Annotated in this window: 19 protein-coding genes and 1 pseudogene; 17 read left to right on the plus strand and 3 right to left on the minus strand. The window is 71.6% G+C overall.

Going from position 1 to position 22,774, the window contains the following annotated elements:
• Nucleotides 1–59 precede the first annotated feature (59 nt).
• Nucleotides 60–326, minus strand: a pseudogene (locus TNCT6_RS18150) (tyrosine-type recombinase/integrase); the annotation flags it as partial.
• Nucleotides 327–568: 242 nt separating this feature from the next.
• On the opposite strand from TNCT6_RS18150, the gene TNCT6_RS18155 reads away from it, so the two are divergent.
• From TNCT6_RS18155 to cutA, 3 genes are all read left to right on the plus strand, one after another.
• Nucleotides 569–916, plus strand: coding sequence for a hypothetical protein (locus TNCT6_RS18155; RefSeq protein ID WP_141360358.1), 348 nt, complete (start codon nt 569–571; stop codon nt 914–916).
• A gap of 352 nt (nt 917–1,268) precedes the next feature.
• Nucleotides 1,269–1,514: a hypothetical protein gene (locus tag TNCT6_RS18165; protein ID WP_253266148.1), complete on the plus strand. Its 246-nt coding sequence runs from the start codon at nt 1,269–1,271 to the stop codon at nt 1,512–1,514.
• A gap of 120 nt (nt 1,515–1,634) precedes the next feature.
• A complete protein-coding gene (gene cutA / locus TNCT6_RS18170; RefSeq protein ID WP_172632945.1) occupies nt 1,635–1,952 on the plus strand; it encodes a divalent-cation tolerance protein CutA in 318 nt (105 codons plus the stop codon).
• A gap of 105 nt (nt 1,953–2,057) precedes the next feature.
• Here the strand turns inward: cutA and TNCT6_RS18175 are convergent, their stop codons facing one another.
• Nucleotides 2,058–2,486, minus strand: a complete 429-nt coding sequence (locus TNCT6_RS18175) for a hypothetical protein (RefSeq protein ID WP_141360359.1) — start codon at nt 2,484–2,486, stop codon at nt 2,058–2,060.
• Between the two features lie 471 nt (nt 2,487–2,957).
• Here TNCT6_RS18175 and TNCT6_RS18180 point away from each other — a divergent pair, with 471 nt between their 5' ends.
• Nucleotides 2,958–3,641: a hypothetical protein gene (locus TNCT6_RS18180; RefSeq protein WP_141360360.1), complete on the plus strand. Its 684-nt coding sequence runs from the start codon at nt 2,958–2,960 to the stop codon at nt 3,639–3,641.
• 337 nt (nt 3,642–3,978) lie between these two features.
• On the opposite strand, the gene TNCT6_RS18185 is transcribed toward TNCT6_RS18180, so the two are convergent.
• Nucleotides 3,979–5,727: a dolichyl-phosphate-mannose--protein mannosyltransferase gene (locus TNCT6_RS18185; protein WP_172632946.1), complete on the minus strand. Its 1,749-nt coding sequence runs from the start codon at nt 5,725–5,727 to the stop codon at nt 3,979–3,981.
• 97 nt (nt 5,728–5,824) lie between these two features.
• Here TNCT6_RS18185 and rsmI point away from each other — a divergent pair, with 97 nt between their 5' ends.
• The 13 genes from rsmI to galK all read left to right on the plus strand — a co-directional run bounded on the left by rsmI (nt 5,825) and on the right by galK (nt 22,705).
• Nucleotides 5,825–6,673 (plus strand): 16S rRNA (cytidine(1402)-2'-O)-methyltransferase, encoded by an 849-nt coding sequence (rsmI, locus tag TNCT6_RS18190; RefSeq protein WP_141360362.1) that lies wholly within the window; start codon nt 5,825–5,827, stop codon nt 6,671–6,673.
• Nucleotides 6,674–6,911: 238 nt separating this feature from the next.
• Nucleotides 6,912–7,364 (plus strand): hypothetical protein, encoded by a 453-nt coding sequence (locus TNCT6_RS18195; protein WP_141360363.1) that lies wholly within the window; start codon nt 6,912–6,914, stop codon nt 7,362–7,364.
• 61 nt (nt 7,365–7,425) lie between these two features.
• Complete coding sequence (locus TNCT6_RS40935; protein ID WP_141360364.1) at nt 7,426–8,304, plus strand: TatD family hydrolase; 879 nt, start codon at nt 7,426–7,428, stop codon at nt 8,302–8,304.
• A 341-nt stretch (nt 8,305–8,645) separates the two neighbouring features.
• Nucleotides 8,646–9,959: a resuscitation-promoting factor gene (locus TNCT6_RS40940; RefSeq protein ID WP_253266419.1), complete on the plus strand. Its 1,314-nt coding sequence runs from the start codon at nt 8,646–8,648 to the stop codon at nt 9,957–9,959.
• A 347-nt stretch (nt 9,960–10,306) separates the two neighbouring features.
• Entirely contained in the window at nt 10,307–11,176 is an 870-nt protein-coding gene (gene rsmA / locus TNCT6_RS18210; RefSeq protein ID WP_141360365.1) for a 16S rRNA (adenine(1518)-N(6)/adenine(1519)-N(6))-dimethyltransferase RsmA, read from the plus strand.
• On the plus strand, nt 11,173–12,066 hold the full coding sequence (locus TNCT6_RS18215) for a 4-(cytidine 5'-diphospho)-2-C-methyl-D-erythritol kinase (protein ID WP_141360366.1): 894 nt from the start codon (nt 11,173–11,175) through the stop codon (nt 12,064–12,066). Before rsmA ends, TNCT6_RS18215 begins: the two co-directional genes overlap by 4 nt.
• A 135-nt stretch (nt 12,067–12,201) precedes the next feature.
• On the plus strand, nt 12,202–14,016 hold the full coding sequence (locus tag TNCT6_RS18220; RefSeq protein WP_141360367.1) for an ABC-F family ATP-binding cassette domain-containing protein: 1,815 nt from the start codon (nt 12,202–12,204) through the stop codon (nt 14,014–14,016).
• Between the two features lie 268 nt (nt 14,017–14,284).
• The gene (locus TNCT6_RS18225) at nt 14,285–16,174 is read left to right on the plus strand and encodes a PQQ-binding-like beta-propeller repeat protein (RefSeq protein WP_141360368.1); all 1,890 of its coding nucleotides are present in this window, start codon (nt 14,285–14,287) and stop codon (nt 16,172–16,174) included.
• Between the two features lie 102 nt (nt 16,175–16,276).
• Nucleotides 16,277–18,094, plus strand: a complete 1,818-nt coding sequence (locus TNCT6_RS18230) for a PQQ-binding-like beta-propeller repeat protein (protein ID WP_141360369.1) — start codon at nt 16,277–16,279, stop codon at nt 18,092–18,094.
• A gap of 261 nt (nt 18,095–18,355) precedes the next feature.
• On the plus strand, nt 18,356–19,027 hold the full coding sequence (locus TNCT6_RS18235) for a response regulator transcription factor (RefSeq protein WP_141360370.1): 672 nt from the start codon (nt 18,356–18,358) through the stop codon (nt 19,025–19,027).
• A 496-nt stretch (nt 19,028–19,523) separates the two neighbouring features.
• Nucleotides 19,524–20,585 carry a galactose-1-phosphate uridylyltransferase gene (gene galT, locus TNCT6_RS18240; RefSeq protein ID WP_141360371.1) on the plus strand — a complete coding sequence of 354 codons (1,062 nt, stop codon included), beginning with the start codon at nt 19,524–19,526 and terminating at the stop codon, nt 20,583–20,585.
• Complete coding sequence (gene galE, locus TNCT6_RS18245; protein WP_141360372.1) at nt 20,582–21,550, plus strand: UDP-glucose 4-epimerase GalE; 969 nt, start codon at nt 20,582–20,584, stop codon at nt 21,548–21,550. Before galT ends, galE begins: the two co-directional genes overlap by 4 nt.
• On the plus strand, nt 21,551–22,705 hold the full coding sequence (gene galK / locus TNCT6_RS18250) for a galactokinase (RefSeq protein ID WP_141360373.1): 1,155 nt from the start codon (nt 21,551–21,553) through the stop codon (nt 22,703–22,705).
• Nucleotides 22,706–22,774 lie beyond the last annotated feature (69 nt).

Consider the following 22,774-nt stretch of genomic DNA (forward strand, 5'->3'; position numbering starts at 1 on the left):
CCACGAGTCGATCGGAATCGACGTCCCCGTGTACAGCGGCCAGAAGGGTTCGATGCCAGATAGAGGCTGTCGACGGCCTTCCGGGTGCGGCCCTCACTGCTCGGCATCAGATGCGTATAGGTCCGCAGCGTGAACCCTGGGTCGCTGTGACCGAGGTGCGAACTCAGAGCCCGGATGCTCTCGCCCGCGTCCAGCAGCACGGAGGCGTAGAAGTGCCTGAGCGCGTGCATGCCGTGTTCGGGGGCCGACGCGTACCGCTCGCCTGCCTCCCGCGCTGGGATGATGCCTGCGGCGGCCAGAGCGGGCTTCCAGTGGTGGTCGTTGAAGTTCCGGCTGCGCCGCTGTGGTCTCGCATCTGTGGGAGGGACAGCCGTGCCGCGATGCCCTCCTGTTGGGCGCTTTGCTAGCGGCGGGATCGGTAATCACTGTGGAGGCCTCGGACCGTAGGCGAGCTGCTCGACAGAGTCCTTGAAGGTCAGCCGTGGAAAGCGCTGCGCGTGGACGAGGCATCCGGCGGGTGTCATGCTCACGGCGACGCCGGCGGGGGTTCGGCGCGTAGGGAGGGACCATGGAGCTCTATCTCGCCGTACCTCTTGTTCTGGTGGCGTTGCTCGTTGCCGCCATGGGCGTGGCGGCGGTGACCCGTGGCTGGGTGCCCCCGTGGAACCGGCGTCAAGTTCGCCGCGTTCGCCTCTACGGCCGGGGTCAGTTGATACTTGCTGTCGCCCTCTGCTTGCAGGCATTCAGGCTAGGGACCAGCAATCCCGCCATCCGGTCGTTGGGGACCCTGTTCGGCAGTGGGCTTCTGCTGGCCGGCATCTTCGTGACAAGGGCGAGCTTTCGCGCGGGTGGTAATCGACAGGGCAGCCGCACGGTGTCGTCGGGCGCGGGTCCGACGCGCAGGGAGAGACCGTGAAGGTCTACATGGCCATACCAGGTGTTCTGATCGCGTTGCTCTTCGCCGCCTCCGGCGTAGCGGGGATTACGCGTGGCTGGGTGCACCCCAGGCCTCCCACGAACCGGCGGCCGGTCCACCGCCCTCGCCTCTATGGCTGAGGCCAGTTGGTATATGCCTTCGGCCTGTGCTGGTATGCGGTGTTCTGGCTGGTGCTCACTGACCCCGACATTCGGCCGTGGGGGGCCCTGGCCAGCGGCGCGCTTGGACTGACCGGCATCACCTTGATGATGATGGGCCAGTACAGGGGTCGTAATCGGCAGGGCAGCGGCACGGTTTCGTCCGGTGTGGGTTCGGCGTGCAGGGAGGGACCATGAGGCTCTATATCGCCATACCTTTTGTTCTGGTGGCGTCGCTCTACGCCGCCGCGGGCGTAGCGGCGGTTACCCGTGGCTGGGTGCCCTCCTGGAACCGGCGTCGAGTTCGCCGCGTGCGCCTCCACGGCTGGGGTCAGTTGGTGGTTGCCTTCGGCGTGTGTTGGCAGGTGGTCTTCGGGCTGGTGATCAGCGGCCCTGGCATCCGGGAGTGGGGGCCAAGTCCGGCGGCGTGCTTCTCCTGACCGGCTTCATCGTGATGGGGGTGGGCCAGTACACGGGTGGTAATCGACAGGGGCAGCGGCGTGCCCTAGCCGACTGAGTTCCCTGGTCACAGACGGCTGCCTGATCGCTAGGCTCCCCGCATGACTGAGCCTGAGGACGGGACTGAGTACGTGCAGCTGTCGATCGCCACGCCGGAACGTGAACAAGCCGTCGCCCTCGCCAGGGGTACAGTCCAGGGGCGTCTGGCCGTCGGTTCCCAGGTCATCGGCCCCGTGGTGTCGATGTTTTGGCACCTTGGCGAGTTCGGGGAGCGCGAGGAGTGGCGGCTGCTGCTGACCACGACCTTCGAGCAGTACCCGGAGCTGGAGAAGTACCTGTTGGAGCATCACCCGTGGGACAACCCCGAGGTGGTGATCACCGGCGAGATCCAGGTCTTTCGGCTCCCATACCCGTCGTAGTCACCGATCTCCTCTCGGTCGGCGTGACGCGATAAAAGCGACGGAGCATCACCACAGGGCGCCCCGCAGTGCCTTAAGTGGAGCGCGGACAACGCCTCACCGGTCTCAGCCGTGGAAGTGGTTGCGCTTGATCACGGCCTTGCGGATGTTGACCGTCGTCCCGCCGCTGTGGCCGCGCGCGCTGAAGACCTGCACGGCGATCCAGCCCCCGCCGCTGGGCTGCGGAACAGGCTCCAGGCCGGACCGGCCGCCCGCGCCGAGGCCGAGGCGGCGGTCACCGAGCTGCGCCGGCTGCTGGCCGACGCCGAACGGCGCGGCTTGCGGGAGCGGTTCGCGCAGGCATCGGTCGACCTGCTCCGGGGGCAGGACACCGACCGGGCTGCCCTCGCAGCCGGGACGGACTTCGAGCGGGACCCGGACGCCTACCGACGGCTCCTGGAGGGCCTCGCACCTCGCGAGGCTGCGGCCCGGCCGGAGCCTCTCCGACGCCGCCGCTGACCGCCCCGCCCGGAACTGGCCCCGTACGGACAGCACTCGTATCAAATCCAGCCCCGACCATGTTGCATCCTGAACCCGGTCCAGCGCCCGGCCTTCCTGATGACCGAGAGATTGAAGGGCAGGCCCCTTGACCTGGCTCTGGTCCCTCAGGTGTCCCCCGGTAGAGGGCGGCACACGGAACGCCGCAGGTCGTAGGCGGTGAACGGAGCCCGCTGTAAAGCTGCTCCTACCAGTGGGCAGGCTTGTGCGTCCTTGATCCGCCGGACAGACGTCCGCTGATCGTGTCGGGGACGGCTATGGCGACGGAGGGACGGGTGTGGCTCAATTGCCGTCGGTGCGACGCCGTTGGCCCGACGGCGCGGAGGGGGAGGGCGGCAGGCGACGTGGTGAGCGCGGTGGGGCTGGTGGTCGTGACGGCTGTGTTGACGGTCTGCTCCCGCGCGCGGCGGAGGGCCTGACATGTCGGACGAACCCGATGACCGACGTGGTGACCGGGGTGCTCTGCGATTGCGGACCCTCTGGCACTACTGCTGGGGAGCCGTCGCCGTACTGCTCGGCGTCACTCTGATCTTCTTCGCCGGCGTCACCCTGGCCCTCGTGCCCGACCGCATGGCCGAGGAGCGCGCTTACCAGGCTGCCCGCCCCTGTCGCGCGGCAGTCACCGAGGACTGCCTGCGCTCCGTCCAGGCCACCGTGCGCGACACGGACATCCGGGAACCGAACAAGGGGGGCCAGACTCACGACCTCCTGCTCACCGGGCCTGCCCCCGTGCCCCGGAGAGTGGACATGGGGAAAGCCCAGCCGCTGCTCAGGCACCTGCGCGCCGGAGACGTGGTCACCGTCATCATGTGGCGGGAGTACGCGACCGCCGTACACAAGGACGGCGTGACGCAGTACTCAAACGACAACCCCGAAGGACTGCCCCTGATCGCCACGGCCGTCGCCCTGGCCATGTTCGCCATCGGCCTCTTCGCTCTCTACGCCGGAGGACACGCGGTCGCGCGCGCTCCCGAATACGCCGCGACGGAGCTGCCCGCACGCCTCTGGAAGCGCGGGATGCAGACGCTCGGTGCCGCGATCTGTGCGGTTCCGGCCGGACTGTTCGGCATTTGGGCCGGCCCTTTCGGAGTGTTCGTCCTGTGGTTGGTCCTGGTCGCCATGCTTCTCGTGGGCACCCGGGAAGGCGATTAACCGGGCCGGGGAGGGCAGGCGGTACGCACACGGAATGACGCCACAGGGCGATGACGGCGTCTTGAATCTGGGCCGGGCCCAATGCCTCGAGGGAATCGGCCAACCCCCACAGGGGAGCCGGAACGCCGGGGCCTGTGGGGAGTCTGTGGGGCTCGGGGCTCGGGCGTGGATCTCTGTGCAGCTCAGGCCATGCGCACAGCACGGCCTGTAAATCTGCCGTGGGCCGTCTCTGGGCCGTCTCTGGGCCGTCCGAGGGCGGCCAGTGGTGACCGCCAACGACCATCAACGACCAGGAGGGCGCGGCCATCGGCCGCGCCCTCCTGGTGTGTCTGCCCAGCTAGACCCAGGTGTCCAACCACATCCTTGAACGCCACGAGTCGATGGGAATCGACGTGCCCGTGTACAGCGGCCAGAAGTAGACGAAGTTCCAGGCGATCAGCAGGAACAGGACGCCCGCGCCGGTGGCGCCCGCGACGCGGCGGGTCTCCGAGGAGCCGGGCGGGCCCACGAGCGCGCCGATCAGCATCGCCACCGCCAGGCACAGGAAGGGGAGGAAGACGATGGCGTAGAAGAAGAAGATCGTGCGCTCCTGGTACATGAACCAGGGCAGGTAGCCTGCGGCGGCGCCGCAGGCGATGGCGCCCGCGCGCCAGTCGCGGCGGAAGAACCAGCGCCACAGGACGTACACCAGCGCGGCGCAGGCCGCCCACCACAGCATCGGCGTGCCGATGGCGAGGACCTCGCGGGCGCACTTGCCGGCGGCGTCCGTGGGACAGCCTGCCGTGCCGGGGGAGGGCGACTCGTAGAAGTACGACACCGGGCGGCCGTCGACGATCCAGCTCCACGGGTTGGACTGGTAGTTGTGCGGCGAGGACAGGCCGACGTGGAACTTGTAGACCTCGTGCTCGTAGTGCCACAGGCTGCGCAGCCAGTCCGGCAGGAAGGTGAAGCCGCCGCCCTTGCCGTCGGTCGTGGCCCAGTCGCGGAAGTAGCCGCCGCTGCCGTCGGCGGGGGAGCGGATCCAGCCGATCCAGGAGACGAGGTAGACGGCGATCGCGACCGGGACCGTGGCCAGGAACGTGATGCCGGTGTCCCGCTTCAGCACGGCCGTGTACGGGTGCCAGGCGCCGGCCACCTTGCGGGCGCCCACGTCCCACAGGACGGCCATCACGCAGAACGCGGCCAGGATGTACAGGCCGTTCCACTTGGTGCCGAACGCCAGGCCCAGCATGAGGCCGGCCGCCCAGCGCCATGGGCGCAGGCCGAGGCGGGCCGTCTCGGCCGTGTGCGCGTCGGGCCGCACCCGCCCGTCGGCGTCGGTCGGGAGCGCGGCGGCGAGTTTCTCCCGGGCCCGGTCGCGGTCGATCAGCAGGCAGCCGAAGGCGGCCAGCACGAAGAACATCAGCACGCCGTCCAGCAGCGCGGTCCGGCTCATCACGAAGTGCAGGCCGTCCACCGCCATCAGCGCGCCCGCCAGGCAGCCGAGGAAGGTGGAGCGGAACAGCCGCCGGCCGATCCGGCACAGCATCAGCACCGACAGCGTGCCGAGCAGGGCCGTCATGAAGCGCCAGCCGAACGGGTTGAACCCGAAGAGCAGCTCGCCGAGGCCGATCACGTACTTGCCGACCGGGGGGTGCACGACATAGGCCGCGTCCGAGGGGATCGGGATGTGCCCGCCGGTCTTGAGGATCAGGTCGTTGGCGTTCTTGTCCCAGTTGACCTCGAAGCCGCGGTGGACGAGCGCCCACGCGTCCTTGGCGTAGTACGTCTCGTCGAATATCACCGCCTTCGGGCTGCCCAGGTTCCAGAACCGCAGCACGCCCGCCACCAGCGTGACCAGCAACGGGCCGCCCCAGCCCGACCAGCGGACGATCCGGTCGGCGAGGGTCCGCGGGATGCCGAGGGCGGCCCACAGGCGCTCCCCGGGCCGCGCATACGGCGGCACCAGACGGTCGACGACGCCACTGCCGCCGCTCGCGGGCCCCGCGGAGTGGCCGAAGCGGCGCAGGCGCTGCTGCCACGTCGGCCGCTGGTCGTGCGGGGCCGGGCCCTGCCGGGTGTCCGTGTGGGACGCGGTACTGGTCACCGCGCCATCGTAGGGAACCGTTCTGTGTGAGTCCCGCGCATGGCCGGTACCGGCCGGGACGCGTCCGCCCGCGACGGCACTTGAGAGGATGGGGTGCGTGACTGGAATCCTTGTTTTGGCGGGCACTCCCATCGGCGACGTCCAGGACGCGCCGCCCCGGCTCGCGGAGGAACTGGCCGGCGCGGACGTGGTCGCCGCCGAGGACACCCGGCGGCTGCGCCGGCTCACCCAGGCGCTCGGCGTCACCCCCAAGGGGCGCGTCGTGTCGTACTTCGAGGGCAACGAGTCCGCCCGCACCCCGGAACTGGTCGAGGAACTGCTCGGCGGGGCGCGTGTGCTGCTGGTGACGGACGCGGGCATGCCGTCCGTCTCCGACCCGGGCTACCGGCTGGTCGCGGCCGCCGTGGAGCAGGACGTCCGGGTGACGGCCGTACCGGGCCCGTCCGCCGTGCTCACCGCGCTGGCGCTGTCCGGGCTGCCGGTCGACCGGTTCTGTTTCGAGGGATTCCTGCCGCGCAAGGCGGGCGAGCGGCTGACCCGGCTGCGGGAGGTCGCGGACGAGCGGCGCACGCTGGTCTACTTCGAGGCCCCGCACCGGCTCGACGACACGCTCGCGGCGATGGCCGAGGTGTTCGGCGCCGAGCGGCGGGGCGCCGTGTGCCGGGAGCTGACCAAGACCTACGAGGAGGTGCGGCGCGGCGGGCTCGGGGAACTGGCCGCGTGGGCCGCCGAGGGCGTGCGCGGCGAGATCACCGTCGTGGTCGAGGGGGCGCCCGAGAAGGGACCAGAGGAGATCGGCCCCGAGGAACTGGTGCGGCGGGTGCGGGTGCGCGAGGAGGCCGGGGAACGCCGCAAGGAGGCCATCGCGGCGGTCGCGGCCGAGGCCGGGGTGCCCAAGCGGGAGGTGTTCGACGCGGTGGTCGCCGCCAAGCGCGCGGGGGCGTGAGACCTCGCTCACACCCGCTCTGAGCAGGGCGCATCTCTCATGAGCGGCCGCCCCATGGAGTGGCAAAGAGCCGTCCGGGAAGGCAAAGGGACTTCGGCCGCGGGAGGGACCCTTTGGCAAGCGGGGCCCAAAACGCCTCCAACACTCCCCAGGCCTTGTGCGCCGCCGACGGCGGAGGAGTTCACTGGACGACGGGACGGCAACCGTCCCCTTTGTCCAGCGGACACGAGGAGCTGGCGTGAGTGACATCACAGGGCGGCGGTACGGCCACCGCGGTGCGGCCATGGCCGTCGTCAACGAGTCCTACTCCTTCGCCTGCATGAGGTGCGGGCACGGATGGGAGCAGTCGTACGAGATAGAGCACTACACGGACGGCGAGGGCAACGAGTGCGTGCGGTACGTGGCGGACGGCCGCGTCGTGCCGTCCCCGCTGAGCCGGCCGCGTTGCCAGAACTGCGACGGGCACGTCGTCCGGATCATGATGGCCGGCCGGGTGTCGTCCGCGCAGAGCCATCTGCACCGGCACGAGGAACGCCGGCACCATCCGGTGCCACCCGTGGCGAACCGGGTCGGGACGTCCCCGTCGGGGGAGGAGGCGGCGGACCGCGCGCAGGGCACCCGCACCGGCCACGGCGACCACCACTGGCATCTGTCGGACCTGCTGCACCCCTTCCACCGCAAGGCGGGCTGAGCGCCGCCTCACGACGAGCGGTGGACGATGAGGACCCCCGCCCCTTCCGTAGGATCGGGGCATGCCTTCGAACGCCGACAAGAACGCGGCGCCCCCGCTTCCGGAGCCGCTCCGGATACCGGTCGCCGACTCCCACACCCACCTCGACATGCAGTCCGGCACGGTCGAGGAAGGCCTGGCCAAGGCCGCGTCGGTGGGCGTGACGACGGTCGTCCAGGTCGGCTGCGACCTCAACGGCTCGCGGTGGGCCGCCGAGACGGCCGCGGCGTACGACAGTGTCCACGCGACGGTCGCCCTGCACCCGAACGAGGCTCCGCGCATCGTCCACGGCGACCCCGACGGCTGGTCGCGGCAGGGCGCGCGCGAGCCGGGCGGGGACACCGGGCTCGACGAGGCCCTGGCCGAGATCGACCGGCTGGCCGCGCTGCCCCAGGTCAAGGGCGTCGGGGAGACCGGACTCGACTACTTCCGCACCGGTCCCGAGGGCAAGGCGGCGCAGGAGCTTTCCTTCCGCGCCCATATCGAGATCGCCAAGCGGCACGGCAAGGCCCTCGTCATCCACGACCGGGACGCGCACGCCGACGTCCTGCGCGTCCTCAAGGAGGAGGGCGCCCCCGAGCGGACGGTGTTCCACTGCTACTCGGGCGACGCGGAGATGGCCGAGGTGTGCGCCCGCGCCGGCTACTACATGTCCTTCGCCGGCAACGTCACCTTCAAGAACGCCCAGAACCTGCGGGACGCCCTCGCCGTCGCCCCGCTGGAGCTGGTCCTGGTGGAGACCGACGCGCCCTTCCTGACCCCGGCGCCGTACCGCGGACGGCCCAACGCCCCGTACCTCGTTCCGGTCACGGTGCGTGCGATGGCCGCTGTGCGCGGCATCGACGAGGACACTCTGGCGACGGCACTGGCGGTCAACACGGCCCGCGCTTTCGGCTACTGAGCGCATCCGGGGCGCTTTGGAGAGTGACGGGCGCTCCGCTAGGTTCTGGCCGCGTGAGCAATCTGCGCTACGAGGCGTACGAGACGTACGGCGCATACGAGACCTACGAGACGTATGAGTCCTACGGGCCGTACAACCCGTACGAGCAGTACGGCGGCGCGTACGAGCAGTACAACAACCCGTATCAGCAGGACAATGCGTACCAACAGGGCAACGCGTACCGGCAGTACGGCAGCCCGTACGAGCAGGACAACCCCTACCGGCAGTACGACAGCCCGTACCAGCAGGACAGCTCGTACGAGCAGTACGAGCAGTACGAGCACACCGCCCTCCACCACGACGTGCACACCGCGCAGACGCTGTCGTACGGAGCCCACGGGTCGCCGTACGCGGACACGTACGGGCCCGCCTACGAGGCCCTGCGCCGGTCCGCCGCTCACGAGCCCACCCAGCCGGTACTGCCCCGCCAGACCCGCCACGCCGAGAGCACTACGGCGAGCGGCGCGGGGAGCGGCACGCACCGGGGAGCGCGGCGGCGCAGGGCGCGGTACACGGAGCGGCCCGAGGCGTGCGTGCGCCGGCTGCTGCCCCGCGCGCTGGTCGTCGCGTTCCTGGCGGGCGGGACCACCGCGTTCGTCGCCGAGGACAAGGCGATCGAGCTCAGCGTCGACGGCGGCGAGCGCAGTCTGCACACCTTCGCCGACGACGTCTCCGGACTGCTGGCCGACGAAGGTGTGCGGCTCGGGCCGCACGACGTGGTGCTGCCCGCCCCCGAGGCCGCGCTCACCAGCGGCGACGAGATCACCGTCCGCCACGGGCGGCCGGTCCGGCTGACGCTCGACGGACACCGCCGCGAGGTGTGGACGACGGCGCGCACGGTCGAGGAAGCGCTCAGGGAGCTGGGCGTGCGCGCGGAGGGGGCGTATCTGTCGGCCGCGCGCTCGCAGCCCATCGGACGTGCCGGACTCGCGCTCGACGTGCGCACCGAGCGTTCGGTGACCGTCATGGCGGACGGCCGCGCCCGCACCGTCCGCACCAACGCGGCGACCGTGCGGGACGTGGTGGAGCAGGCCGGGATCACCCTGCGGGGCCAGGACACCATCTCCGTGGCGCCGGGCAGCTTCCCCCGCGACGGGCAGACGGTCACCGTGCTGCGGATCACCGGGAGCCGGGAGGCACGCGAGGAGCTCATCCCGTTCGCCGTGCGGCGCACCGCCGACCCGACCCTGCTCAGGGGGACGGAGGTCGTCGAGCGGGCCGGACAGCCGGGAGTGCGCAGGGTCGAGTACTCCGTGCGCACGGTCAACGGCGTGCGGCAGCGGCCGTGGCGCGTGGAGTCGGAGGTGGTGCGCGCGCCGCGGACGCAGATCGTGAAGGTCGGTACCAAGGCCCACCCGCCGTCGGTACGGGGCGCCGACCACCTCGACTGGCAGGGGCTCGCGCAGTGCGAGTCCGGCGGCCGGGCGGACGCCGTGGACGCCTCGGGCACGTACGGCGGCCTGTACCAGTTCGACGAAGACACCTGGCACGGCCTCGGCGGCCGGGGCCGCCCCCAGGACGCGCCGGCGGAGGAGCAGACCTACCGCGCGAAGAAGCTGTACGTGAGCCGGGGGGCGAGCCCCTGGCCCCACTGCGGCGACCGGCTCCGAGGCTAGTGCTGTGACCGGAAAGGTTCACCGGCTCGCGACGCCCGGCACGGCACTCCCCCAGCCTTCGGCCGGGGGTACCCCCACGCCGCGTTGTCGCATCACCCGAGTACATCCGGTACGCGGGCAATGCTCCGCCTTGCGATGTTCCCCCACTGCCTGAAGGGCGTGGGAGGTGCCCCCAGCACCGGACGCCGCGAGCTTCCCGGCAAACCTTTCCGGCCACAGCACTAGGCGGGCGCGGCCGCGGGCGGGCCGTCCCCCGCGCGCCGGCCTCCGCTTCGGGCGGCCGCGGGCCGGACCCGGCTCCGGGCGGCCGTGGCAATCACGCCACCCGCGCCCCGTACCCTTGTGCCGTGAGCAGCCCCGCCCCCGACGCCCTCCTGGGTCCCGCCGACATCCGCGAACTGGCGGCAGCACTCGGCGTACGCCCGACCAAGCAACGCGGCCAGAACTTCGTGATCGACGCGAACACCGTCCGCCGCATCGTCCGCACCGCCGACGTCCACCCCGAGGACGTGGTCGTCGAGGTCGGCCCGGGGCTCGGCTCCCTCACCCTCGCCCTGCTGGAGGCCGCCGACCGGGTCACCGCCGTGGAGATCGACGACGTACTCGCCGCCGCGCTGCCCGCGACCGTCGCCGCCCGCATGCCGGAGCGCGCCGGCCGTTTCGCGCTGGTCCACTCCGACGCGATGCACGTCACCGAGCTGCCGGGCCCCGCGCCCACCGCCCTGGTCGCGAACCTCCCCTACAACGTGGCCGTGCCCGTCCTGCTGCACATGCTCGACACCTTCCCGAGCATCGAGCGCACCCTCGTGATGGTGCAGGCGGAGGTCGCCGACCGGCTCGCCGCGGCGCCCGGCTCGAAGGTGTACGGCGTGCCGTCCGTGAAGGCGAACTGGTACGCCGAGGTCAAGCGGGCCGGGGCCATCGGCCGCAATGTCTTCTGGCCCGCGCCGAACGTCGACAGCGGACTGGTGTCCCTGGTCCGACGCACGGAACCGGTCGCGACCACCGCCACCAAGCGCGAGGTATTCGCCGTCGTCGACGCGGCCTTCGCCCAGCGCCGCAAGACCCTGCGGGCCGCGCTCGCCGGGTGGGCCGGGTCGGCCGCGGCGGCGGAGGCGGCCCTGGTCGCCGCCGGGGTCTCCCCGCAGGCGCGGGGCGAGTCGCTGACGGTGGAGGAGTTCGCACGGATCGCCGAGCACAAGGAGACCGGTAAGTGAGCGTCACCGTACGCGTCCCGGCGAAGGTCAACGTCCAGCTCGCGGTCGGCGCCGCCCGTCCCGACGGCTTCCACGACCTGGCGAACGTCTTCCTCGCGGTCGGTATGTACGACGAGGTCACGGTCACCGAGGCCGACGAGCTGCGCGTGACCTGCGCGGGCCACGACGCCGGTCAGGTCCCCCTGGACCGTACGAACCTCGCCGCCCGCGCCGCCCTCGTCCTCGCCCAACGCCACGGCCGCAGCCCCGACGTGCACATCCACATCGCCAAGGACATCCCGGTCGCCGGGGGCATGGCGGGCGGCAGCGCGGACGGCGCGGGCGCGCTGCTGGCCTGTGACGCACTCTGGGGCACCAACGCCTCCCGCAACGAACTCCTCGACATCTGCGCCGAGTTGGGCAGCGACGTGCCGTTCAGTCTGGTCGGTGGGGCGGCGCTGGGCACCGGGCGCGGGGAGAAGCTGCGCCCGCTGGAGGTCGGCGGCACCTTCCACTGGGTGTTCGCGCTGGCCGACGGAGGGCTGTCCACACCGGCGGTGTTCCGCGAGTTCGACCGGCTGAACGAGGGCGTCCGGATCCCGGAGCCGACCGCCTCCGAGGACCTGCTGGCCGCGCTGGAGAAGGGGGACACCGCCGCCCTCGCCGCCGCGCTCTCCAACGATCTCCAGCCCGCCGCGCTCTCCCTGCGCCCGTCCCTCGCGGACACCCTCGCGGTCGGCCGCGAGGCGGGGGCCCTGGCGGGCTTGGTGTCGGGGTCGGGGCCGACGACGGCGTTCCTGGCAGCCGATGCGGAGGCGGCGACTGCGGTGGCTCAGGCCCTGCTCACGTCGGGGACCTGCCGAGCTGCCCGGGCCGCCGAGTCGCCGACGGCCGGGGCGACAGTGGTCTGAGAAACTCTGTTTCTCCACCGCAGCCGCCGTCTCCCGATCACGTCATCACGAAGAGTGACGGCAGCGCGACGTTCCAGCCCTTTCCTCCAAGGCCCTACGCTAGAAAGCTGACCGACCCCCGCGCACAGGAGTGAAATGGCCGTCAACCTGGTCAATGTCGAGAACGTCAGCAAGGTGTACGGCACGCGCGCCCTGCTCGACGGTGTCTCGCTCGGTGTGTCCGAAGGGGACCGGATCGGGGTCGTCGGGCGCAACGGTGACGGCAAGACCACGCTGATCCGGATGCTGGCCAGGCTGGAGGGAGCCGACACCGGACGGGTCACGCACTCCGGCGGACTGCGGCTCGGGGTGCTCACGCAGCACGACTCCCTCGACCCGGAGGCCACCGTCCGCCACGAGGTCATCGGGGACATGGCCGACCACGAGTGGGCGGGCAACGCCAAGGTCAGGGATGTCCTGACCGGACTGTTCGGCGGGCTCGACCTGCCGGGCTTCCCCAAGGGCCTCGACACCGTCATCGGACCGCTGTCCGGCGGCGAGCGGCGGCGGATCGCGCTGGCCAAGCTGCTCATCGAGGAGCAGGACCTGCTCGTCCTGGACGAGCCCACCAACCATCTCGACGTCGAGGGCATCTCCTGGCTGGCCCGGCACCTGCGCGAGCGCCGCTCCGCGCTGGTGTGCGTCACCCACGACCGGTGGTTCCTCGACCAGGTCTGCACCCGCATGTGGGACGTGCAGCGCGGGGCGGTGTACGAGTACGAGGGCGGCTACTCCGACTACGTCTTCGCCCGCGCCGAACGCGAGCGCATCGCCGCCTCCGAGGAGGTCAAGCGGCAGAACCTGATCCGCAAGGAACTGGCCTGGCTGCGGCGCGGCGCCCCCGCCCGCACCTCCAAGCCGCGCTTCCGCGTGGAGGCCGCCAACGAGCTGATCAAGGACGTGCCGCCGCCGCGGGACAGCAGCGAGCTGATGAAGTTCGCCTCCTCCCGGCTGGGCAGGACCGTCCTCGACCTCGAGGACGTCACCGTGCAGGCCGGGCCCAAGGTGCTGCTCAAGCACGTCACCTGGCACCTCGGGCCGGGCGACCGAATCGGTCTCGTCGGCGTCAACGGCGCCGGGAAGACCTCCTTGCTGCGGGCCATGGCGGACGCCGCCCGCACCGAGGGCGAGGCACAGCCCGTCGGCGGGCGGATCGCCGTCGGGAAGACCGTCAAGCTCGCCTACCTCTCCCAGGAGGTCGCCGAACTCGACCCGGACTGGCGGGTCCTCGAGGCCGTGCAGCAGGTGCGCGAGCGCGTCGACCTCGGCAAGGGGCGGGAGATGACCGCCGGGCAGCTGTGCGAGACGTTCGGCTTCGGCAAGGAGAAGCAGTGGACGCCGGTGGGTGACCTGTCCGGCGGTGAGCGGCGGCGGCTGCAACTGCTGCGCCTGCTCATGGACGAGCCCAATGTGCTCTTCCTCGACGAGCCCACCAACGACCTCGACATCGAGACCCTCACCCAGCTCGAGGACGTCCTCGACGGCTGGCCCGGCTCGATGATCGTCATCTCCCACGACCGCTTCTTCGTCGAGCGCACCACCGACACGGTGTACGCGCTCCTCGGCGACGGCGCGCTGCGGATGCTGCCGCGCGGCATCGACGAGTACCTGGAGCGGCGGCAGCGGATGGAGCAGCAGGCCGCGGCCGCCGCCCCGGTCCCGTCGGCCGTCGCCGAGCAGGCCGCGCCCGAGCGGAGCGCCGCCGAACTGCGCGCCGCGAAGAAGGAACTGCAGAAGATCGAGCGGCAGTTGGACCGGATCTCCGAGAAGGAGTCCACGCTGCACACGCGGATCGCCGAGCACGCCACCGACTTCGCGAAGGTCGCCGAACTCGACGCCGAGCTGCGCGCGTTGGCGGGGGAGCGGGAGGAACTGGAGATGCGCTGGCTCGAACTCGCCGAGGACGCGTAGCGCTGCGGGCGGTCCCGTCGGGGGCGGGCGCACGCGCCGTGTGAACGCGGCGTGGCGGTTTTCTGGAGGAAAGTCCCCCGGGCCCGCCACGCATAACGGGCGCGTCACGGGCCGGTCCTCCCTTGGGAACAGGGGCCGACGCGGCCCGGTGACGGGCGGGTTGCGAGTGATAGGAATGAGCCGTCCGGGGACTTTCCCGGACGGCTCTGGGTTCTTCGGGTACCTCAGGGCGTGGCTAAAAAGCAGTGATTGAGGGGGAAGCGCGCTGATGTCTCAGCCGCCCAGCCAGCCGCCCCAGGGCGGCTTCGGAGCACCGCAGGATCAGCCGCAGCAGCCGCAGGACCAGCCGCCGCAGTCCGGCGGCTTCGGGCCGCCGCAGACCCCACCGGCGCAGGGCGGTTTCGGAGCTCCCCAGGACCCGCGCCAGACCACGCCCCCGCCCCCGGCCCAGCCGCCGCAGGCCCCGCCGCCCCCGCCCGCCGGACCGCCGCAGCCCGGCTACCCGCAGCAGCCCGGGCCCTACGCCCAGCCCGGCCCCTACGGCGCGCCCGCCGCACCCGGCCCCTACGGCGCGCCCGCCGCACCCGGCCCCTACGGCGCGCCCGCCGCACCCGGCCCGTACGGGCAGCCACAGCAGCCGGGGCCGTACGGGCAGCAGCCCGGCTACGGCTACCCGCAGCAGCCGCACTTCGCGGGCGCGCCCGGCACCCCGCCCCCCGGCGGCACCGGCAGCCCGTTCAAGGGCCGGACCATGGCCATCATCGGCGCCGCGGTGGCCGCCGTGCTCGTCGCCGGTGTCACCGTCTGGGCCGTCAGCGGCGACGACGGCGACAAGAAGCCGGTCGCCGACGCGAGCGGCGACGCGAAGCCCTCGAACTCCGCCGCCTCCGACGCCCCGGTCAACCCCGGTGACGGCAGCGGCGACGGCAAGGGGGAGGCGGAGGACCTCAACGCGGGCCGCAAGTCCGGCGAGGCCAGGGTGCTCTGGTACAAGGAGGCGCCCGCCGCGCCCGGTGGCGGCGCCGAGGCCCCCGGTATGTGGATCACCGGCAAGACGGCGGTGAAGGCGGCGTACAAGCAGGTCTTCGCCTACAACGTCGGTGACGGCAGGCCCACCTGGGAACCGATCACGTTCCCGGAGAAGATCTGTGCGGTGACACCGCGGAAGACGGCCGACGACAAGGTGGTCGTGGCCTACATGAGCGGCAGCAGCGACCGCGCCAAGTGCAACCAGCTCCAGCAGATCGACCTGAACACCGGCGCGAAGGGCTGGACCATCAAGGTCGAGGACGGCGAGCTGTTCGACAGCACGCTCACCATCGAGATGACCGTGGCCGGCAAGACGCTGATGGTGGGCCGCTCGCAGTCGGGCACGGCGTACGACGTCGACAGCGGCAAGAAGCTCTTCGACAAGCGGCGCTACGGCCAGGCCTGCTTCCCCGGCGCCTTCGCGGGTGGTGCCCGGCTGATCTCCGTGGCGTCCTGCGGGGCCGGCGGTTCGAACGAGCACGACGAGGTGCAGGAGCTCGACCCCGCGACCGGCGCGGTCAGGTGGACCAAGAAGATCCCCAAGGACTGGTCGGTCGAGCGTGTCTACTCCGTCGACCCGGTGGTCGTGTACTCGGTGGACAAGGACAAGAAGCACTGGAACATCTCGACGCTGAGCGGCGGCGCCATCCGTTCCCAGGTGGACACCAAGTCGAACTTCAACGCCCAGTGCGGCTGGGCCATCCTCGCCCGTAACCTCCAGGGCTGCCAGGCCGTCGCCTCCGACGCCGACACTCTCTACCTGCCCACCGACGTCACCACCGGCGCCAACGAGATCGTCGCCCTCAACCTCGCCACCGGCAAGGAGAAGTGGCGCGTGAAGTCCCCGACGGACACCTCGATGATGCCACTCAAGGTGGAGGACGGGCAGCTCATCGTGTACGTCGAGCCGTCGTACGACGCGGGCGGCCAGATCGTGTCCGTGGCGACGGCGGGCTCGGCCCACACTCCGGTCAAGCTGCTCCAGAACCCGGAGGGCACCGCGTCGATCGAGAACGGCTTCTACTCGCGGGCCGTCGACTGGGTCGACGGACGCTTCTACCTCTCCACCACCCGGCTGCGCGGAAAGGCCGACACGAAGGAGAAGCTGATGCTCGCCTACGGCAAGTGAGCCCGGCCGGCCGCGCCACGCGCGGCCGGCGCCGCACGCCGTTCCGGCCACCCGGCTTCCCCGTCGTCCCGTCCCCTCCGCTTCCCCCGAGGTGCACCCGTCATGTCCCAGCCGCCCCCGCCGCCCAACCAGCCGCCGCAGCCCGGCGGCTTCGGCCCGCCGCGGGACCAGCAGCCGCAGCAGCCCGCACCACCTCCGCAGACGCCGCCCGCGGGCGGTCCGGACTTCGCCCAGTCCCCTCAGCCGGCGCCGGGTTACGGCTACCCGCAGGCACCGCAGGGCGCCCCGCAGACGCCGCCGCCCCCGGCCGGACCGCCGCAGCCCCAGTCCGGCTACGGCTACCCGGGCCTGCAGCCGAACCCCTACGCCCAGCCCCCCGCCGCGCAGCCGAACCCGTACGGCGCCCAGCAGCCCGGGTACGGCTATCCCGGCCAGCCGCCGACCGTGCCGGCGCAGCCGCAGGCCGGACAGCCGGGGGGCGGCCGGAAGATCAACGCCCAGGTGGTGATGATCGTCTCGACCGTCGTCGTGATCGCGCTGATCATCGGCACCGGCATCTGGTACTCGAACAGGTCCGACGGCGGCAAGCAGGACACCGCCAGTTCCAGCGGTGGCACCGGCGGCAAGGAAGACGACGGGAAGTCCGCCTCCGGCGGCACGGAGAAGGCGCCGTCCGACCCGGCCGCCAAGGTCCTCTACCAGGTGCCGATGCCCGAGGTGAGCGACCTGGTCACCACCACCGGCTCCTGGCTCACGGACAAGGCGTACGTCAAGAGTGGCGTCGCCGAGATCGTCGGCTACGACCGGGACAAGGGCACCAGGCTGTGGACGATCGAGTTGCCCGGCCCGGTGTGTGAGGCCAGCAAGCACGCCACCCCGGACGGCAGGACGGCGATCGTCCACGAGCCGGCCATGCCGACCAAGGACAAGCCCACGCACGGCTGCAGCCAGGTCGCGGCGATCGACCTCGACGCCGGCAAGAAGCTGTGGACGCAGACCGTCAAGTCCGGTGACCAGGCCATCAGGCTCGACAACGTCACCGTCAGCGGCGGCACGGTCGCCGTGGGCGGCACCAGCGGCGGCGCCGCCTTCGACATCGCGGACGGCAAGGCCCTGTGGGCCCCGAAGGCGGCCGACACCTGCTACGACGCCGGGTACGGCGGTGGCGCGAAGCTGGTCGCGGTGCGCAAGTGCGGCCAGTACGGGCAGCGTCAGCTGCACATCCAGACGATCGACCCGAAGTCCGGCAAGGTGATCTCGGAGTACAAGATGTCGCAGGGCATCGAGTACGCCGCGATCGTCTCGACCGATCCGCTCGTCGTGGCCGCCGACGTCGGCCAGAGCGCGGGCGACGGCAGCGGCATCTCGGACTTCTTCTCCATCGACAACGGGACCGGCAAGCTGCGCGCCCACATCTCGGCGCCCGGCGACACCTACGCGGCCCGCTGCGACGGCATCAGCAGGGTCGAGGACTGCCGGGGCCTCGCGGTCGGCAACGACCGGCTGTACGTGCCCACCGAGGACCACGACGGCAGCGAAGAGTTCCGCAAGACCAACGAGGTCGTCGCGTTCGACCTCGGCACCGGCAAGCAGACCGGCCAGCGGGCCGACGCGGGCGACGGTTACCACATCTACCCGCTGCGCATGGACGGCGCCGACGTCATCGCGTACAAGAGCCCGCCCTACGACAAGGGCGGCCAGATCGTCAGCATCGACGGCGGCAGCTTCAAGCAGACCAAGCTGCTGGAGAACCCGGCCTCGCGGGACGTGCGCGACGCGGAGACCTCCATGTCCCCGGACCGCGCGGAGTTCCTCTACTCCCAGGGTCACCTCTACATGTCGTCGATCTACGCCCGCAAGGCGTCGTCCTCGTCCCTCGGCAAGGACTACCTGGCGCTGGCCTTCGGAGCGGGCGGCTGATCCGCCGCACGGCCGGAACGAGACGGCCCCGCCCCCGACCGGGGGCGGGGCCGTGCGCGTACCACTCAACGCCCCCGCATGACCCTCGAAATGAGTTTTGAATGCGAGGAATGCGAAAAGTCCGCCGATCCGTGGGTACTTCTCGCCGGTAGGGGCAGCGCGACGTCGAACAAGCGTGTAGCTTCCGGGGGCATGACGGGCGGGCGTGCCGGGGGGCCGCCGCCCGGGGCTGTGGACATCCTTGGGGGGACTGGGGGCTCGATGGGAGTGCGGCTCATGGTGGTCGACGACCACCGGCTACTGGCCGAGGCACTGGCCTCGGCGCTGAAGCTGCGCGGACACCGCGTGCTCGCCGCCGCGGCGCCGGCCGCGGGCGCGGCGGACCTGGTGATCAGCCGCGCTCCGGAGGTGTGCCTGCTGGGCACGGCGGCACCGGCCGAGCCCGGCATCTTCGACCCGGTGGTGAAGATCAAGCGGGAGCGTCCGCAGGTCGCGGTGGTCGTGCTCGGCCCGGTTCCGTCCCCGCGCGGCATCGCGGCCGCCTTCGCGGCGGGGGCCTCGGGGTACGTACGCCACGACGAGCGCATCGAGGGCGTCGAGCGGGCGATCATCAAGGCGAGGGCGGGCGAGGCCGCCGTCGCCCCCCAGCTCCTCCAGGGCGCCTTCGGCGAGTTGCTGAACCCCGCCGCCCCACCGGACGACGAGGGCCAGCGTCTGCTGCGGATGCTCACCCCGCGCGAGGTGGAGGTCCTGGTCCGGGTCGCCGAGGGCGAGGACACCCGCCTGATCGCGGCCGGCATGGGCATCGCCCCCAGCACGGCCCGGACCCACGTCCAACGGGTCCTGATGAAGCTCGGAGTGGGCTCGCGGCTGGAGGCGGCGGCCCTGGCCGCCCGCACCGGCCTGCTGGACCGCGCGGGCCCGCTGCCGTAACGCCGTCGTCCGGCCCGGCTCTCCCGCGCCGGACGGGGGGCGCCCGGGTCACCTGCTCTCTTGCGAGGAGGCCCGCCGTTCAGACCGGGTAGGAATCGCATCGTGTGACAGCGGTGCGGAGTGCCGCCGCATCCGGATTCCAGGGCGCGGAGCGCCCTGACGGCCTGCCCGGTGGAGCCGGTCGAACTCGAACGCGTGTGCCCGGCGTTCGCTGATCGGGTGATCGCATCGGAAGAGGGGTGCGGCTGTTCGGGTGTCGGGTGGGGACGTGGGGGTTTGCGTGGGAACTCACTTCGTCGCGCGAACTGGTCCAGCGGGAACCTACGCCTCCGCGTTCAGGGATTGAACACTTTTGTTGATGGGCTTTGTTCGATCGTGATCTGAAAAGGGCTGGTGAGTTGTGGCGTGTTATGTTTGATTGTGTTGGGGTGGTCGGGTGTCGACGGGGTGTGGGCTCGCGGACCGGCGGCCCGGGGACCAGTAGGGAGTTCCGGCAGTGAAGAAGACCTCGACCCGGCTGGCCGACGGTCGTGAGCTCGTCTACTACGACCTGCGGGACGACACCGTGCGCGACGCGGTGGACCGGCGCCCGCTGGAGCCGACGGTCACCACGTCGGAGGTGCGCCGGGACGTGCTGCTCGGCGACGCGGTCGCCGTCGCCTCCCACCGCCAGGGCCGCACCTACCACCCGCCGGCCGACGAGTGCCCCCTGTGCCCCTCCACGAGCGACCGCCTGAGCGAGATCCCCGACTCCTTCTACGACGTGGTGGTCTTCGAGAACCGCTTCCCCTCGCTGACCGGCGACCTCGGCCGCTGCGAGGTCGTCTGCTTCACCTCGGACCACGACGCCTCGTTCGCCGGCCTGAGCGAGCGGCAGGCCCGGCTGGTCCTGGACACGTGGACGGACCGCACCGCGGAGCTGTCCCGACTGCCCTCCGTGGAGCAGGTGTTCTGCTTCGAGAACCGCGGATCCGAGATCGGCGTGACGCTGGGGCACCCGCACGGCCAGATCTACGCCTACCCCTTCACCACCCCGCGCACCGCGCTGATGCTGCGCTCACTGGCGGCGCACCAGGAGGCCACCGGCGGGGAGAACCTCTTCGACGCGGTCCTGGAGCGCGAACTGGCCGGCGAGCGGGTGGTCGTCGAGGGCGACCACTGGGTGGCCTTCGTGCCATACGCGGCGCACTGGCCCTACGAGGTCCACCTGTACCCCCGGCGCCGGGTCCCCGACCTGCTCGGACTCGACGAGGCGGCGCGCGCGGAGTTCCCCGGGATCTATCTGGACCTGTTGCGGCGCTTCGACCGGCTCTTCGGCGAGGGCGCCCCGCCGACGCCGTACATCGCGGCCTGGCACCAGGCCCCGTTCGGCGTGCCGGCCGGGTCCGGCGGTGTCACGCGCGACGACTTCGCGCTCCACCTCGAGCTTTTCACCATCCGCCGCACTACCGGCAAGCTGAAGTTCCTCGCGGGTTCCGAGTCCGGCATGAACGTGTTCATCAACGACGTCCCGCCCGAGCGTGCGGCCGAGCGCCTGCGGGAGGTAGCGGGTTCATGAGCGGGAAGTACCTGGTGACGGGTGGCGCGGGCTACGTCGGCAGCGTGGTCGCCCAGCACCTGCTGGAGGCCGGTCACGAGGTCGTCGTGCTCGACAACCTGTCCACCGGCTTCCGTGAGGGCGTGCCCGCGGGCGCCTCCTTCGTCGAGGGCGACATCCGGGACGCCGCCGAGTGGCTTGACCCCTCCTTCGCCGCGGTGCTGCACTTCGCCGCCTTCTCCCAGGTGGGCGAGTCGGTGGTGAAGCCGGAGAAGTACTGGGAGAACAACGTCGGCGGCACGATGGCCCTGCTCGCCGCGATGCGCGAGGCCGGCGTACGCACGCTGGTCTTCTCCTCCACGGCGGCGACCTACGGCGAACCGGAGCGGGTCCCGATCGTGGAGACGGCCCCGACCCGGCCCACCAACCCCTACGGCGCCTCCAAGCTCGCCGTCGACCACATGATCGCCGGCGAGGCGGCGGCCCACGGCCTGGGCGCGGTCTCGCTGCGCTACTTCAACGTGGCCGGCGCGCACGGCGCGTACGGCGAACGCCACGACCCCGAGTCGCACCTGATTCCCCTGGTCCTCCAGGTCGCCCAGGGCAGGCGGGAGGCGATCTCCGTCTACGGCGACGACTACCCGACCCCGGACGGCACCTGCGTACGCGACTACATCCACGTGGCGGACCTCGCCGAGGCCCATCTGCTGGCCCTGGACGCCGCCCGGCCCGGCGAGCACCTGGTGTGCAACCTCGGCAACGGCAACGGCTTCTCCGTCCGCGAGGTCGTCGAGACCGTCCGGCGGGTCACCGGCCACCCCGTCCCGGAGGTCGTGGCCCCGCGCCGGGCCGGCGATCCCGCGGTCCTGGTCGCCTCGGCGGCGGCCGCCCGCGAAAAGCTCGGCTGGAACCCGTCCCGCACGGATCTCGCGGGTATCGTCGCGGATGCCTGGGAGTTCGCGCAGCACATCGCAAAGGAGCGGTAAGTGGGGGCACTTGAGGTCCGGGAAGGCTTCACCGAGCTGTACGGCGCCGAGCCGGAGGGCGTCTGGGCGGCGCCGGGCCGCGTCAACCTGATCGGCGAGCACACCGACTACAACGACGGCTTCGTGATGCCCTTCGCGCTGCCGCACGTCACGACCGCCGCGGTCGCGCGCCGCGACGACGGCGTACTGCGGCTGCACTCGGCGGACGTGCCGGGAGGGCCGGTGGAACTGCGGCTCGACGAACTGACCCCGGAGTCCGACCGCGACTGGACCGCCTACCCCGCGGGCGTGGTCTGGGCCCTGCGCGAGGCGGGCCACGAGGTGACCGGCGCGGACGTCCACCTGGCGTCGACGGTCCCCACGGGCGCCGGCCTGTCCTCCTCCGCGGCCCTGGAGGTCGTGGTCGCCCTGGCCCTGAACGACCTCTACGCCCTGGGCCTGAAGGGCTGGCAACTGGCCCGCCTGTGCCAGCGCGCCGAGAACGTCTACGTCGGCGCCCCCACCGGCATCATGGACCAGACCGCCTCGGCCTGCTGCGAGTCGGGCCACGCCCTGTTCCTGGACACCCGCGACCTGTCCCAGCGTCAGATCCCCTTCGACCTGGCTTCCGAGGGCCTGTGCCTGCTGGTCGTCGACACCCGCGTCCAGCACGCCCACAGCGGCGGCGAGTACGGCAGGCGCCGCGCGGACTGCGAGAAGGGCGCGGCCCTGCTGGGCGTGGACGCCCTGCGCGACATCCCCTACGACGGCCTGGACGCGGCGCTGGCCGGCCTGGCCGGCGAGGAGGGGGTGGCCCGGCTGGTCCGTCATGTCGTCACGGAGGACGAGCGGGCGGAACGGGTGGTGTCCCTCCTGGAGTCGGGCGACATCCGGTCGATCGGCCCGATCCTGACCGAGGGCCATGCCTCCCTGCGCGACGACTTCCGCGTCTCCTGCCCGGAGTTGGACCTGGTCGTCGACACGGCCCTCGCCTCCGGCGCCCTCGGCGCCCGGATGACCGGCGGCGGCTTCGGCGGCTCGGCGATCGTCCTGACCAACACCTCCGACGTCCCCACCCTCACCAAGGCAATGGAAGAGGCCTTCACCAAGGCGGCCCACACGATCCCACGCGTCTTCGAGGCGGTGCCTTCAGCGGGCGCCCGACGGCTGGCCTGACACCCGCGGCCGGATCTGTGCGCGCGGGCGGGCACAGATCCGGCACGCTGATCAACAGCGGCCGAGGGC

Origin of the sequence: Streptomyces sp. 6-11-2 (assembly GCF_006540305.1) — a bacterium.
Classification (GTDB): domain Bacteria; phylum Actinomycetota; class Actinomycetes; order Streptomycetales; family Streptomycetaceae; genus Streptomyces.

Coding starts and splice junctions, on each gene's coding strand:
- TNCT6_RS18220 (WP_141360367.1), top strand. CDS start 12,202: ATGGCCGTCAACCTGGTCAATGTCGAGAACGTCAGCAAGGTGTACGGC.
- TNCT6_RS18235 (WP_141360370.1), top strand. CDS start 18,356: ATGGGAGTGCGGCTCATGGTGGTCGACGACCACCGGCTACTGGCCGAG.
- TNCT6_RS18225 (WP_141360368.1), top strand. CDS start 14,285: ATGTCTCAGCCGCCCAGCCAGCCGCCCCAGGGCGGCTTCGGAGCACCG.
- cutA (WP_172632945.1), top strand. CDS start 1,635: ATGACTGAGCCTGAGGACGGGACTGAGTACGTGCAGCTGTCGATCGCC.
- TNCT6_RS18230 (WP_141360369.1), top strand. CDS start 16,277: ATGTCCCAGCCGCCCCCGCCGCCCAACCAGCCGCCGCAGCCCGGCGGC.
- TNCT6_RS18155 (WP_141360358.1), top strand. CDS start 569: ATGGAGCTCTATCTCGCCGTACCTCTTGTTCTGGTGGCGTTGCTCGTT.
- TNCT6_RS40935 (WP_141360364.1), top strand. CDS start 7,426: ATGCCTTCGAACGCCGACAAGAACGCGGCGCCCCCGCTTCCGGAGCCG.
- galE (WP_141360372.1), top strand. CDS start 20,582: ATGAGCGGGAAGTACCTGGTGACGGGTGGCGCGGGCTACGTCGGCAGC.
- TNCT6_RS18165 (WP_253266148.1), top strand. CDS start 1,269: ATGAGGCTCTATATCGCCATACCTTTTGTTCTGGTGGCGTCGCTCTAC.